Annotated in this window: 8 protein-coding genes; 3 read left to right on the forward strand and 5 right to left on the reverse strand. The window is 74.0% G+C overall.

Annotated features, from left to right (window positions below; genetic code table 11):
* Positions 1 to 54: 54 nt before the first annotated feature.
* Positions 55 to 3,672, reverse strand: coding sequence for a hypothetical protein (locus tag EV382_RS00305; protein ID WP_130399675.1), 3,618 nt, complete (start codon positions 3,670 to 3,672; stop codon positions 55 to 57).
* Positions 3,673 to 3,836: 164 nt separating this feature from the next.
* The gene (locus EV382_RS00310) at positions 3,837 to 4,646 is read right to left on the reverse strand and encodes a DNA-formamidopyrimidine glycosylase family protein (protein WP_130399676.1); all 810 of its coding nucleotides are present in this window, start codon (positions 4,644 to 4,646) and stop codon (positions 3,837 to 3,839) included.
* Positions 4,647 to 4,755: 109 nt separating this feature from the next.
* Here EV382_RS00310 and EV382_RS00315 point away from each other — a divergent pair, with 109 nt between their 5' ends.
* Positions 4,756 to 6,012 (forward strand): hypothetical protein, encoded by a 1,257-nt coding sequence (locus EV382_RS00315; RefSeq protein ID WP_130399677.1) that lies wholly within the window; start codon positions 4,756 to 4,758, stop codon positions 6,010 to 6,012.
* Positions 6,013 to 6,046: 34 nt separating this feature from the next.
* On the opposite strand, the gene EV382_RS33860 is transcribed toward EV382_RS00315, so the two are convergent.
* Both EV382_RS33860 and EV382_RS00325 read right to left on the reverse strand, forming a co-directional pair.
* On the reverse strand, positions 6,047 to 6,430 hold the full coding sequence (locus tag EV382_RS33860; protein ID WP_341870138.1) for a CPCC family cysteine-rich protein: 384 nt from the start codon (positions 6,428 to 6,430) through the stop codon (positions 6,047 to 6,049).
* Positions 6,315 to 7,115 (reverse strand): SAM hydrolase/SAM-dependent halogenase family protein, encoded by an 801-nt coding sequence (locus EV382_RS00325; protein WP_130399678.1) that lies wholly within the window; start codon positions 7,113 to 7,115, stop codon positions 6,315 to 6,317. Before EV382_RS00325 ends, EV382_RS33860 begins: the two co-directional genes overlap by 116 nt.
* A 100-nt stretch (positions 7,116 to 7,215) precedes the next feature.
* On the opposite strand from EV382_RS00325, the gene EV382_RS00330 reads away from it, so the two are divergent.
* Complete coding sequence (locus EV382_RS00330; protein WP_130399679.1) at positions 7,216 to 7,803, forward strand: hypothetical protein; 588 nt, start codon at positions 7,216 to 7,218, stop codon at positions 7,801 to 7,803.
* 214 nt (positions 7,804 to 8,017) lie between these two features.
* Here the strand turns inward: EV382_RS00330 and EV382_RS00335 are convergent, their stop codons facing one another.
* Positions 8,018 to 12,673 (reverse strand): ATP-dependent helicase, encoded by a 4,656-nt coding sequence (locus EV382_RS00335; protein ID WP_130399680.1) that lies wholly within the window; start codon positions 12,671 to 12,673, stop codon positions 8,018 to 8,020.
* Positions 12,674 to 12,851: 178 nt separating this feature from the next.
* Between EV382_RS00335 and EV382_RS00340 the strand changes: the two genes are divergently transcribed.
* The gene (locus EV382_RS00340; protein ID WP_130399681.1) at positions 12,852 to 13,238 is read left to right on the forward strand and encodes a hypothetical protein; all 387 of its coding nucleotides are present in this window, start codon (positions 12,852 to 12,854) and stop codon (positions 13,236 to 13,238) included.
* Positions 13,239 to 13,748 lie beyond the last annotated feature (510 nt).

Genomic DNA, 13,748 nt, shown 5'->3' on the forward strand with positions numbered 1-13,748 from the left:
GCCGCATCCGCCGAGACCGCGCGCCGCCGCGCTGACCGCACCGAGGCTGGCCGGTCACGGTGGTGTCGTCACCAGGACCGGCCCGGTGTACGGCGAGGTGCCCACCACGTTGAACGACCGGATCCGGTAGTGGTAGGTCACACCCCGGGCCAACCCGGTGTTGGTGAAGCCGCGGCCGGTCACCGTGAAGGTGGCCACCTCGTGGTCGAAGGTCGGGTCGAGCGCCCGCTGGACGGTGAAGCCGGACCCGGGGCCGCCGGGTGTGCTCGCCACCCAGGCCAGGATCACGGTCGCGGTGTCCGGCCCCGGCGCGCTGGCGGTGGCGCTCACCCCGGTGGGGGTGCCCGGCGCAGGGGGCGACGTCACCGTGGCCACCGTCGACCAGGCCGAGGCGGCGCCCAGGTAGGTGGTCCGCACCCGGTAGTAGTACGTGGTGTCGGGTGCGACGGTCGCGTCCAGGTGGTTGTCGCCGACTCCGATCGCCGTGGTGCCCGGGCCACTGGTGAACGTCGGGTTGGTGGCCCGCTGCACGTCGATGCCGGTGGCGAACGAGCGGTTCGTCCAGCGCAGCGCCACCCGCAGCGGCGCGGCCGGCGGGAGCGTCGCCACCAGCCCGCTCGGCGCGGCCAGGTGCACCGAGGCGGGCACGCCGTTCGACCAGGACGAGTAGCTGACCGCGTTCTCCGCCCGGATCCGGTAGTGGTAGGTGACCCCGGGGGTGACTGTCGCGTCGGTGTACCGGGTGGCGGCGGCCGCGACGGTGATGGTGGTGACGTCGCCGCCGAAGGTCGCGTCGGTGGCTCGTTGCAGAAGGTGGCTGGTGGCGGGTGGGCGTCCGCCGTTGCTGGTCCAGGCCAGCGCGATCGCGGGCAGCGCGGTGGCCGAGCCGGGCACCGGTGTGGCGGTCAGCCCGGTCGGCGCTCTCGGCGTCACCCGCAGCACCAGCGGTCGGGTCATCCCACTGTCGCGGTGGCCGGCGAGCTGGCTGTGCCAGCGATACTCCCAACCCAGGTTGACCAGTTGGTTGACCACTGTGGCGGGTCGCCCGTCGGCCGGGCTGACCGGCGTCGACCCGGTCCGGGCGCCGGCCGGGCGGCAGAGGTCGAGCAGCCGGACGCTGTCACCGAGCTTGAACGGCAGCACCGGCGCGACCGGGCGCAACGCCACCACCACGTCCTCCCGGGGGTTGACCCGGATGATTCCCTTCCAGCCCAGCTCCGTGCCGTGCGGCAGGCGCAGCGTCCCGTCCCACCCGACCCGGTTGATCACCTGTACGTCGCAGCCGCCGACGTGCAACGCCTCGGTCTGCCGGACGTTGCCGCAGATCCGCCAGAGCTGCGTTCCGTCGGTGGGGGCACCCACCGGCACGGCGGGGTCGGTGGCGAAGAGCACCTCGGTGACCGGGTCGGTCGGGCCGAGCGGCAGCGTCGCCGGGCTGAGCGGCCCGGCGTGCGGGTGTCCGACGCCGAGCCGGCCGACCAGCCGGCCGTGGTCCGGCTCGACGATCTGCTGCGCGGCCTTGACCGCGATCGGCAGGGTCACCGGGCCGGTACCAGCCGTCGGTGTGAACGTCACGGTGGCGGCGTGCACCGGCACCGTCGTCTGCGCCGCGGTCCGGGTCCCGAACGCCGGGTCGTACGCCGGCTGCGGGACGATCGGTGGCCGCTGGCTGGCCGCGTACGCCAGGGGTAGCCGTTCCCGCAGCCGGCTCAGGTCGTACGGCGGCGCGGGCGTCCCGGTGACCCGGAACTGGAGCAGGGTGCGGGTGTTCGGGCCGTACCCCGGTTCGGTCGGGCCCGGGCCGCCCTCGGCGCTGCGGTCCGGGGCGTCGGTGTGCTGGTCGTAGCGGGGGTCGAAGCCGGGCAGCGGGGCTGGAGCGTCGTTGTAGAGGATCAGCGTGCTGCCCGGCGGCACGGCGGAGAAGTCGACAAGCACGTCGGCACGCTCACCCGGGGCGAGCAGCAGGGTGTGCCCGTCGACGTTCAGCACGGTCGGGTCGAGCCGGTCGTAGCGGTAGCCGATCGGCCGGTTCGGCAGCACCACCGGCGCCGGCAGGAGGCCGGCCTCGTTGCCGATCTGGACGAAATCCGGGCCGGCCGCGCGCGGATCCGGCACCCCGCCGTCGCGTCCGTCGGTCGGCCACCCCGCCGGTCGGTCCGCCGCCCGCGTTGCGGGCACCATCGGCACCTCACCGGCGTCGGGGTCGGCGAGCGCGCCGTCGACCGTCCACATCGCCGCGTCGGAGCAGGCGCGGTAGAGCTGGAGGTTGAGGCTGCGGTCCAGGCAGGCGTTGAGGATCCGGAACCGGTACGCGCGCGGCCGCACCTCCAGGTACGGGTAGGCGACACCGTTGACGAGCGGGGTGTCGCCGTACGCCTCGGGGACGGCCGACGGGTGCGGTACGCCGGGGCTCACCGGTGGTTCGTCCGGCGCGTCGACCGGGTCGTGGTACGGGTTCGGCACCCAGCCGTCGGCGTGGGCGTCGTCCGGGGCGCAGGTGCGCGACCAGGGGCCGTAGTCCCACCGGCCGGTCGGGTTGCGTCCGCCGGAGCGGTACGGGTTCTGTCGGGGTTGGTAGACGTGTGGGTGCCAGAGGCTGCCCCGGGCCCCCCAGCGTTCCCGGTCCCAGGTCGGATCCTCGGCGGCGAGTTGGGTGTCGTCCGGAACGAACGTCTTGTCCTCGATCACCAGGGGCACCTGGTCGGCCGGCAGTACCGCGTCGGCGACGAGCTGCTCCTCGGCCGGGTCGGTGAGAAGGTAGAGCGCGAGTTGTCCGCCGTAGACGGTGAGCCGGGCCAGGCCGAGGGTGTTGTCGTGCAACCACAGCAGCCGGCCGCTCTGCTCGTTCGGGAAGTAGAGGGTGGTGGCTCCGGTGCCGGGCGGTGGCATGTCCGGCACGTGGGCCAGGCCGGGCCCGGTGGGGTACGGGGTGATCTCCCCGGCCGGGGTGATCCACTGCCCGGGGTTACCCGCGCTGGTCCAGCCGGTCTGGGCCCCGGCCAGGTGCAGCACGGCCCGGTTCTGCGGGTACGGGGCCGGTCCGTCCAGGGGGCCGAGGCCGGCCCCGTCGATCGTGTCGTCGACCGGCAGGAACAGCTCGCCGGCCCGACCGGTGGGGAGTTGGTTGATGAACTTCACCCGGACCGGTCGACCCCGACGGGCGAAGATCATCGGCCCGAGGTGCCAGGGCCGGTCCGGAGGCGCCAGCGTGTTGTGTCCGGCCGGGTCGGTGCCGAGGTTGAGCTGCCGGTAGCCGCGCAGCCGGGTGGCCGGCAGGTCCCGGTGCAGCCGTTGGGCGTACTCCTGGAGGCCGATCTCGTAGTAGTCGCAGCCCGGATAGCTGATGGTGTCCGGTGCGGCCACCGGGAGGTGGCTGCCGAGGTCGCCGCGCACCTGTTGGCCGGGGATGGGCAACGGGTCGACGAACTTGCGGAGCCCGGTCCCGGCCGTCACCTGCCCGTCGGGGTCCCGTCTCGGGCGGGGGCTGTGGGCGAAGTTCGGCACGGGGCCGAAGTAGCGGGGGACGACGGCCGGGTCCAGGCTCGGCGTCGGCACGGCCTCCTCGGCGGTACGCGCGGCCGGCACGGACGCCGCCCGGCCGTTGGCGCGGGCGTCGGTGTCGCGGGTGGTCCGCTCGAAGAAGGTGGAGCGGAGTCTGCGGAAGATCGCCATGACTCTCCCCGGTTCGGGGCGCGAGGTCCGCCACCCCGGCGTGGGGACCTCGGCACTCTGCTGACGGTCGGTGAGCGCTCAACCGCAGCATGCGACTTCGGCGGCCGGTTAGGAATTACCCAATCGTCCGTTTCTGGGGTGGGTCTTGTTCGGTCCGATCCTGGTCAGCCGGGTGACGGCGGGCCCGGGTGCTCCGGCTGGCAGACCGGGCACCAGTAGGTGACCCGTTCACCCAGCTCCTCCTTGCGGATCGCGGTGCCGCACCGGCGGCAGGGTTGGGCGCGGCGGCCGTACACGTAGCTGGTCTGCCCCCGGTGCAGCGAACCGGTGCTGCTCTGCGTCCACCGACCGCGGTTGGCGGCGAGCAGCCGTTGGCTGAGGGCCACCAGGCCCGGCAGATCGGGCACCCCGGCGACCGGGGTCCACGGTGACACGCCGCGCAGGAACAGCACCTCGCACTTGTAGAGGTTGCCCACGCCGGCCAGGTTGCGCTGGTCGAGCAGTGCCTCCCCGATGGTCTGCTCCGGGTGCTGGGCGAGCCGACGGACCGCCTCGGCCGCGTCCCAGTCCGCGCCGAGCAGGTCGGGGCCGAGGTGGCCGACCAGTTGGTCCTCCTCGGCGGTCGGCACCAGGCTCAGGTCGTGCAGGTGGTAGCCGACCGCGACAGCGCCGGGGCTGCGCAGCACCACCCGGATCAGGTGCGCTGGTCGGCCGCTCCACCGTTCCCCCGGGGCGTACGCCCGCCAGGCGCCGTCCATCCGCAGGTGGGAGTGCAGGGTCCAGTGCGCCTCGGTCGGAGCGCTGAGCCGCAGCAGCAGGTGCTTGCCCCGGCTGGCCGACTCGCGGACGGTCCAGCCGGCGAGGGCGGTGGTCGCCAGCTGTGGCACCCGGAAGTCGCTGCTGGTGATCCGCGCGCCGGCCAGCGCGCGGTGCAGCACGCGCGCGGTGTTCCAGACGGTGTCGCCTTCGGGCACTCTGCCATTCTCCCTCCATTGAGTAAGATTCGCATGTGTCGCTATTTGTACACAGGTTCCTCATGATCTCCTGACATGCGAAGGTCAGGGGGTTCTGAGGAGAATGCCCATGACGCGACCCCGTTGTCGTATCCCATCCGTCGCCCTCATCGCCACCCTCGCCCTCCTGCTCGTCGCAGCGCTCCTACCCACCACCGGTAACGTCCCGGCCGCCGGCGCACCGATCGCCCTCGTCGCCGCCGCACCCGGCGGCGAACGGTGGAGCGCCGACCTCACGATCGTCGACCGCGACGATGTCAACGTCCGACGCACCGCCGCCGGCCTCCGCCTGCGGGAAGCCCGGCCCACCGGGCGCGGCGCCCGCACCCCGCACAGCGCCGTCGCCGAGGGGATGCTGCTGACTGCTCCCCGCACCCTCGCCCGGCCGGCCACCCGGGTCCGCGCCGAGGTCAATGCCGCGGTCCCGACCGGGGCGACCGTGGAGGTGCAGGTCCGCGGCTGGCGGACCGCCGGCTGGACGGAGTGGCGGGCGGCCACCGTCGGCGCCGTCTTCGACCGGCCCGTCACCCGCGTGCAGGCCCGGGTGGTGCTCACCGCCCCCGATCGGGGCACCACGGCGACGGTACGGGCCGTGCAGCTCACCGCCGACGCCAACGCCGCCGTGTCCGCCGCCACGCCTGGCCGCACCTACCGGGTGTACGCCACCCGGATCGGGCTGGTCGGTGAGTTGACCGCCAACGGCCGTACCGTGCAACCCCGGGACCACTTCGCGGCGCTGCCGTCGCGGCGCGGCCTCTCCCCGCTCAACACCGGCGACTACACCGTGCGGGTCTGCACCACCACCGGCTCCCGCTGCGAGTACGCCCCGGTCTGGGACGTCGGGCCGTGGAACACCCGCGACGACTACTGGAACCCCTCATCGGTGCGGGAGAACTGGAAGAACCTGCCGCAGGGTCGACCCGAGGCGCAGGCCGCGTACCAGTCCGGTTACAACGGTGGACGGGACCAGTTCGGCCGGACCGTGCTCAACCCGGCCGGCATCGATCTGGCCGACGGCACGTTCTGGGACGGCTTACGGCTGACCACCAACTCCTGGGTGGACGTCGCCTACCTGTGGACCGGCGGCGGACCGCGCGGCGTGGTCGGTGACGGCCCGCTCAACATCCGCACCGGGGCCAGCACGTCGTCCTCGATCCGTGGCCTCGCCGCCCGGCTGGCCCACGTACCGATCCAGTGCTACGTCACCGGCCAGTCGGTCGCCGGCCCCTACCGCACCACCACCCGGTGGAACCGCCTGGCCAGCGGCCAGTACGTCAGCCACGCGTACATCTCCACCGTGTACGGCGGCAGCGTGCCGGCCTGCTGAACCATGCTCACCCCGTCGGGCGCCCCGTCAGATGTCAGGGGCGCTCGTCGGGGCGGGCCGTCCGCACCATGTCCTGGTAGCGCGGGTGGCTGGCACCGTAGACGGCGTAGTTGAGGCGGGCGTGCGACAGGCTCAGGTCGCCGTTGGGGCCACCCCGCACGGCGTCGGCATCGGCATCGGTCTGGCCGTCGTCGGTCCAGAAACAGACGGGGCACGTCCCCCCGCCGGTCCGGGATGCACAGCAGGGACAGCCCACGGGAACCACATGCTCACCCACCGGAGAAGCATTCCACAGTCGAATGTCAGCCGGAAACCCGCAGGAGGTCCCCCGGCGACGCGGCAAGAAGGTCCGCTGCGCGCCCGCCGTTGACCGCGACCGCGACCAGACCGGCCGAGTCGACGTACGCCACCAGACCACCGGCCGGGGCGTCGCCGAAGGTCCGCCCGTGCACCGCCACCAGGGCCGGCGTCGACCCCGGCGGACCCACCCGGAGCATGGCCGGCAGCGGGTCGAGCAGGTCGGCCGGTGCGGCCAGTTGAACGTTGCCGAAGTGGTCCACGGTCAGCACCTCGGCGGTGAACCCGTCGGCATCCCGGGTCAGCGTCGGCGTCGGTAGCCGCACCAGCCCGGCCGGGTCGACCGGCGGGCCGGCCTCGGCCAGCGGCGCGCCGAGCGCCAGCCGCGCCGCCACCGGCGCGAAGACGTCCCGGCCGTGGAACGTGCCGGAGACCCGGGCGGCCAGCCAGCGCGGCTCGGTCAGCTCGACCGCGTCGGTCACCCCACCCAGCGCGGCGGCCGCGTCCAGCAGCAACCCGTTGTCCGGGCCGACCAGCAGCCCGCCCGGGGTGGCCAGCGCGACCCCCCGTCGGGCGGTGCCCACGCCCGGATCGACCACCGCCACGTGCACACCCACCGGCAGGTACGGCACGGTCTGTGCCAACACGGCGGCACCGCGCCGGACATCCGCCGGCGGCACCAGGTGGGTCACGTCGATCACCCGGACGGCCGGCGCGATCCGGGCGATCACCCCGTGACAGGCGGCCACGAAGCCGTCGGTGAGACCGTAGTCGGTGGTCAGCGAGACCCAGGGCACGGCGGACATGCCCGCAGGCTAATGGAACCGCGGGTACTGGCGGATACGGGACAGCGCAGTGGCCGACCGGCCCCTCCCGCCGCCGGATGACGTTGGGCAGACTGCCCTGGTGACAACTCGGAACCTCCCCGCGGTCGGAATCCTGCTGGTCGCCGTGGCCGTCACCGCCGGCTGCGGCGGTGGCGACGCCGATCCGTCGAGTGCGGCCCCCACGGCCTCGTCATTCTCGGCCCCGGCGGCCACCGGCCTACCGAGCGCGCCGACGCCCTCGGCAGCGCCGCCCAACGCCAGCGGTGCCGCGTCACCGGCGGCCCCACCGTCCGTCGCCCCGGAGGGGCCCACGCAGCGCCGGCCGGCCAGCCCACCGCCGGTGGTGCTGCCCAAACGCCCGACGGGTGCGCCCGGGGCGAAGCAGGTCGTCGACGCCTTCCGGGCCGCCGGCCTGAAGGTGCCGCACCCGAAGGACCGCTCCGTCGACTGTGGGCCGGACGGCCTCGGCCTGGGCTGCTCCGAGCTGATCGCCACCGACGCCGTCACCGTCTACGTGTTCCCGGACGAGACCAGCGCCGGCGACATCGCGGAGACCTGGGGCGGCCAGTCGTACCGGCGGGGCGCGGTGGTGTTGAACTACCTGGAGGCGAAGACCCCGGCCGCCGACCGGCCCCGCTACGAGAAGGTCCTCGACAGGCTGGGCTGAGCCATCGGCGTGGCCGAAGCATGTCGTTCTCTTGACTGTGATGTCTGCGAGTCATCGTGATGACTCACAGACATCAGGCTCTGTGCGGGATTGCCCTCGGCCGGGCCTTGGCTGGCCGGTTGCGCATCGGGCGCCGATCGGCGTGCCCTCGTCCGCGTTGTGCCGAGGGCGGCCGCGCAAGCCCGGCCCACAAGGGTGGTTCGGAACTGGCGGGTCAGCCGCGTAGGCGCAGGCCGCGGGGGGTGGCCCGGAAGCCGGCGGTGGTCAGCGCGTCCCGCAGCGGCGATGAGTGCACCGCCTCGCCGTCGGCCCGCTCCACCGACATCGCACCCAACGCCCCGGAGTGGACGGCGTCGGCGAGCGCCTTGCCGGCCGCGGCGAGCGTGTCGGTGTCGTCGCTGAAGGAGAGCAGCGTCCGGCCGCCGCGTTCGACGTAGAGGACGAGGTCTCCGCCGACCTGGACCACCAGGGCACCCGCCTTCCGGCCGGCCCGGTGCCCGGTCGCCGGGGTGGCCCCGTCGCCCGAGTCGACCACCCGTTCCGGCCAGGGCAGCGCCGCGCCGTACGGGTTGGCCGGATCGGTGGCGGCGAGCACGGTGGCCACCGCGCTCCGGCCGCCGACCCCGTCGGTCGGTTCGGCCAGCGCGCGGAGCCGGTCGACCGCACCGGGTACGGCGAACTGCGCCGCGCCGAGCCCTTCGACGAAGTAGCCCCGACGGGCCGCGCCCCGCTCCTCCAGGGCCGAGAGCACCGGGTAGACCGCCGAGAACCCGCCAACCACCTGCTCGGCCATCACCGCGCCGCGGGTGACCACCCCGTGCCGCTCCAACAGCAGGTCGGCGAGTGCGGCGGCCCGCCGGGTCGGGTCGAGATCCCGCTCCGGGAGACGTGACCAGCGGCCGGCGACGGTCGGCGGACCACCCCGGGTGGGCAGCGCCACCCGACCGGGCCGGCGGTAACGGGTGCGCGGCGCGGACGGCCGGGAGCGGTGCGCCCCGCCAACGCCGAGCACCGCGCGCAGCGGGGCCAGGGTGTCGTTGCTGAGGTGCCCAGCCCAGACCAGATCCCAGATCACCGCGGTCAGGGCGGCGTCGTCGGTCGAACCGACCCGGTCGGCGAGCGGGCGGAAGAACAGCGCCTGCCCGTCGCCGAGCGCGTCGAGCACCGCATCGTGCAGCGGGGTGCGGGTCAACGCCTCGTCCGGTGGCGGGAGCAGCAGCGGCGCGGTGTCCGCGTACGCCAGGGTGACCCAGCCGTCGCCCCCGGAGATCGCACCCGACCCGGCCCAGAGCACCTCCCCGCTGGCGCACAGCTCGTCGAGCTGGGCGGGGGAGTAGTCCGCGACCCGGGCGGGCAGCACCAACCGCTCCAGGGCGGACGCCGGCACCGCCGCGCCCTGCAACTGCTCCACGGTGGCGGCGAGCGCCTCGACACCCCGGGCCGACGAGCCGACCTGCTGCCAGCGGGGCAGGAACGTGGCGAGGGCCCGGGGCGGCACCGGCTCGATCTCCCGGCGCAGCGCCGCGAGCGAGCGGCGGCGCAGCATCCGCAGCACCTCGGCGTCGCACCACTGGGCACCGGCCGAATCCGGGGTGAACTCCCCGGAGACCACCCGCCCGGTCGCGCCGAGCCGGCGCAGCGCCTGCTCCACGACGAACACGCCGAGCCCGAACCGGGCCGCGCAGCTGGCCGCGGCGAACGGCCCGTGGGTGCGGGCGTAGCGGGCCACCAGGTCGCCGAGCGGGTCGGCCACCGGGGCGAGGTACGCCTCGGCCACCCCCACCGGCATCGCCACACCCAGGGCGTCGCGCAGGCGGGCCGCGTCCTCGACGCCCACCCAGCGTTGCTCGCCGGCGATCCGGACCCGCAGCACCCGCCGGGTCGCCTCCAGTTCGGTGAGCCACGTCTGCGGCACACCCCGCTCGGTCAACTCGGCGTCGCTCAGGTCACCGAGCACCCGCAGCAGCTCGACGACGTCCTCGGCGTCGCGGGGGCGACGCTGCTCGGTCAGCCACCGCAGCTGCCGGTCGGTCTCGGTGAGCACCGCCGGGTCGAGCAACTCACGCAGGTCGACCCGGCCGAGCAACTCGCCGAGGAGCGTGGAATCGAGGGCGAGTGCGGCGGCACGGCGTTCGGCGAGCGGGGCGTCGCCCTCGTAGAGGAACGCGCCGACATAGCCGAAGAGCAGCGACCGCGCGAACGGGGACGGCGCGCTGGTCTCCACCTCGACCAGCCGCACCTTGCGGGTGGCCAGGTCGCGCATCAGCCCGGCCAGCGCCGGCTGGTCGAAGACGTCCTGGAGGCACTCCCGGGCGGCCTCCAGGGTGACCGGGAAGTCCGCGTACTCGCGGGCGACGTCGAGCAGCTGCGCGGCACGTTGCCGTTGCTGCCAGAGCGGCTGGCGGCGGCGCGGGTCGCGGCGCGGCAGCAGCAGTGACCGCGCGGCGCACTCCCGGAAACGGGCGGCGAAGAGGGCCGAGGTGCCGACCGACTCCTCCACCAGCTGGGTGATCTCGTCCGGCTCGAAGACCACCACGTCGGCGCCGGGAGGCTCGTCGGCGGTGTCCGGAAGTCGCACCACGATGCCGTCGTCGGAGGGCATCACCTGGGCGTCCACCCCGTACCGCTCGGCCAGCCGGCGGCCCACCGCGAGCGCCCAGGGGCCGTTGACCCGGGCACCGAGAACGCTGTGCACGGCCAACCGCCAGTCACCCAACTCGTCGCGGAACCGCTCGACCACGACCGTGCGGTCGTCGGGCAGCGAGCGGGTGGCGTCCCGCTGCTCATGCAGGTAGGCCATCAGGTTGCCGGCGGCCCAGTCGTCCAGCCCGCCGTCGCGCAGCGCGGCCAGTGCCGCCTCGTCGGTCTGTCGCAGCAGGGTGCGCACCCGGGCACCGATGGCCCGGCCCAGCTCCACCGGCCGGCCCAACTGGTCGCCCTTCCAGAACGGCATCCGTGCGGCCTGCCCCGGCGCGGGCGAGACCAGCACCCGGTCGGGGGTGATCTCCTCGATGCGCCAGGACGAGGAGCCGAGCAGGAAGACGTCGCCGACCCGGGACTCGTAGACCATCTCCTCGTCCAGCTCACCGACCCGGGCGGCGCGCTCGGCACCGGCCAGGAAGACCCCGAACAGGCCCCGGTCGGGAATGGTGCCGCCACTGGTCACCGCGAGCCGCTGCGCGCCGGGGCGGCCGGTGAGCAGGTCGGTGGCCCGGTCCCAGACCAGTCGGGGGCGCAGCTCGGCGAAGGCGGTGGACGGATAGCGGCCGGAGAGCATGTCCAGTACGGCGTGCAGCGCCGAGTCGGGCAGCTCGGCGAAGGGCGCGGCCCGGCGGACCAGCACGGCCAGGTCGCCGAGGGCCCACGGCTCCAGCGCCACCATCGCGACGATCTGTTGGGCCAGCACGTCCAGCGGGTTGCGCGGGTAGTGCAGCTCCTCGATCGCGCCGTCGGTCATCCGCTCGGCGACCACCGCGCAGGAGAGCAGGTCGCCGCGGTGCTTGGGGAAGACCACCCCGCGCGAGACGGCACCCACCTGGTGCCCGGCCCGACCGACCCGTTGCAGCCCGGCGGCCACGCTCGGCGGCGCCTCGATCTGCACCACCAGGTCGACCGCGCCCATGTCGATGCCCAGCTCCAGGCTGGACGTGGCCACCACCGCCGGGAGCTGGCCGGACTTGAGCGCCTCCTCGATGTGCTTGCGCTCCTCCCGGGAGACGCTGCCGTGATGGGCGCGGGCGATCACAGGTGCCGCGCCGGTGGCCGCGCCGGCTTGGGCCATCACCTCGGCCGGCGGCCGGTTGCGCACCGGACCGGCGGGGCCACCCCACCGCTGCGCACCGGCCGCCGGGTTGCCGTCGCCGGCCGGGTCGTCGTCGGTCGACACCCCCTCCGGTACGCCGATCGCGCCCTCGGCCGCCTCTTCGGCGGCCAGCTCGTTGAGCCGGGCGCAGAGGCGTTCGGCGCTGCGGCGGGAGTTGGTGAAGACGATGGTCGAGCGGTGCTGCCCGATGAGGGTGAAGACCCGCTCCTCCACGGCCGGCCAGATCGACGCCCGCCGTGGCCCGGGGCCGCCGAGGTCGTCCTCCGGTGGCTGCTCCTGCTCGTCCAGGCGGGTCATGTCCTCCACCGGGACCTGCACGCTGACCTCGATGGTCTTGGGGGTGGCCGGTTGCACCACGTCGACCGGGCGGGCGCCGCCGAGGAACTGCGCGCACGCGTCGATCGGCCGGACGGTGGCCGAGAGACCGATGCGCTGCGCCGGGGCGGGCAGCAGCTCGTCGAGGCGTTCCAGGGAGAGGGCGAGGTGGGCCCCGCGTTTGCTGCCGGCCACCGCGTGCACCTCGTCGACGATCACCGTCTGGATGCCGCGCAGCGAGTCGCGAGCCGCGGACGTGAGCAGCAGGAACAGCGACTCGGGCGTGGTGATGAGGATGTCGGGCGGGGTGCGGGCGAAGGCTCGTCGCTCGTCGGCGGGCGTGTCGCCGGTGCGCATGCCGACGGTGATGTCGGGTGGTGCGACGCCCAGCCGGGTGGCCGCCTGTCGGATGCCGGCCAGCGGGGCGCGCAGGTTGCGCTCCACGTCGACGGCGAGGGCCTTGAGCGGGCTGACGTAGAGCACGCGGCACCGCTGGCGGGCTTCGGTCGGCGCGGGTTCGCGGGCGAGCCGGTCGAGTGACCAGAGGAAGGCCGCGAGCGTCTTGCCCGAGCCGGTGGGTGCCACCACGAGCGCGTTGCGACCGGCGGCGACCGACCGCCAGGCGCCGGTCTGCGCGGCGGTCGGGGCGGCGAAGGCGTTGTCGAACCAGGCGCGGGTGGCCGGGCCGAACCCGGCGAGCACCGCGCCGGCGTCTGCGTCTGCCCCGGTCACCGGTCCATCGTGCCCCGCCGGTCTGACATCCACGAACGACCTCACGGCGGAATGGGCGAGCAAAAGGCAAAAAGCGTGGAACGTGCGCTTAATACGTTAAGTCTCACTTAACTGCTTGCTTCTGAGGAGCAACATAAAGTAACTTCACTCGCAACGCGAACCGGGGTGAGGGGATTTGATGGCCGGCGAGCAGCGCACCGTCGAACCGGGCACCGACGTGCTGATTCGCAAGGTTGACAGCCACCTCGCCACCCTCCGCGCCGGCCTGCACGGCCCCGAGCTCGAGCTCGCCGAACGTCTCGCCCGCTGCCTGCGCGAGTTGGTGCTCTGCACCGCCCAGGCCAGCGCCGCCGATCGTGGTCAGGTGCGCGTCGCCGTCCACTACTTCGTGCTGCGGCGCGAGAGTCGCGGACGCCTGCTCTCGGTGCGGTCGCTGACCGCCGCCGAGCGGGTGGTCGACCGGGTCGCCCGCCAACTCGGCCGCTCCGACCTGCTGGCCGAGCTGCGTCGCGACCGCCCCACACCCGACGACGCCCAACCCCTCAACAACGCCCTCCTAACCTGACACCCCACCCCCACCCCCACCCCCACCCCCACCCCCACCCCACCCCCGCCCCGCCCACCCCCACCCCGCCGGCCCCACCCGCCGGCCCCATGTGCCTCGGTGGTCCCACCCCCGTCGATCATGGAGTTGTGGTGGGTGACAAATGCCCCGCGAAAGACCAAAGCAGGCACCACAACTCCATGATCGACGAGGGCGTGGCGCTCGTCTCCCGCGATCTTGCGCTTGCTGTCGCGGCGTAGGGGACATTCTTCGCAGCTCGACGGTCGAGCCTGCAAGATCGGCGCGAGCCGGGAGGTTGCGAGGCCGGGAGGGCTGGGGCCGGGAGGGCCGAGGGCTGAGGGCTGAGGGCTGAGGCTGAGGGCCGAGGCTGAGGGCCGAGGCTGAGCGCGAGGGCGAGGGCTGAGGGCGTGCGGGTGGGGTTTGGGCTTGGGGTGGGGTTCTGGGCTGGCGGGCGAATTCCCGCAAAACCGCCCGGCGAGGCACGAACTGTCGTCTGATCGCTGCTAGGCG

The sequence above is a fragment of the Micromonospora violae genome, from assembly GCF_004217135.1.
GTDB classification, from domain to species: domain Bacteria; phylum Actinomycetota; class Actinomycetes; order Mycobacteriales; family Micromonosporaceae; genus Micromonospora; species Micromonospora violae.

Coding starts and splice junctions, on each gene's coding strand:
- EV382_RS00340 (WP_130399681.1), top strand. CDS start 12,852: ATGGCCGGCGAGCAGCGCACCGTCGAACCGGGCACCGACGTGCTGATT.
- EV382_RS00315 (WP_130399677.1), top strand. CDS start 4,756: ATGACGCGACCCCGTTGTCGTATCCCATCCGTCGCCCTCATCGCCACC.
- EV382_RS00305 (WP_130399675.1), bottom strand. CDS start 3,672: ATGGCGATCTTCCGCAGACTCCGCTCCACCTTCTTCGAGCGGACCACC.
- EV382_RS00325 (WP_130399678.1), bottom strand. CDS start 7,115: ATGTCCGCCGTGCCCTGGGTCTCGCTGACCACCGACTACGGTCTCACC.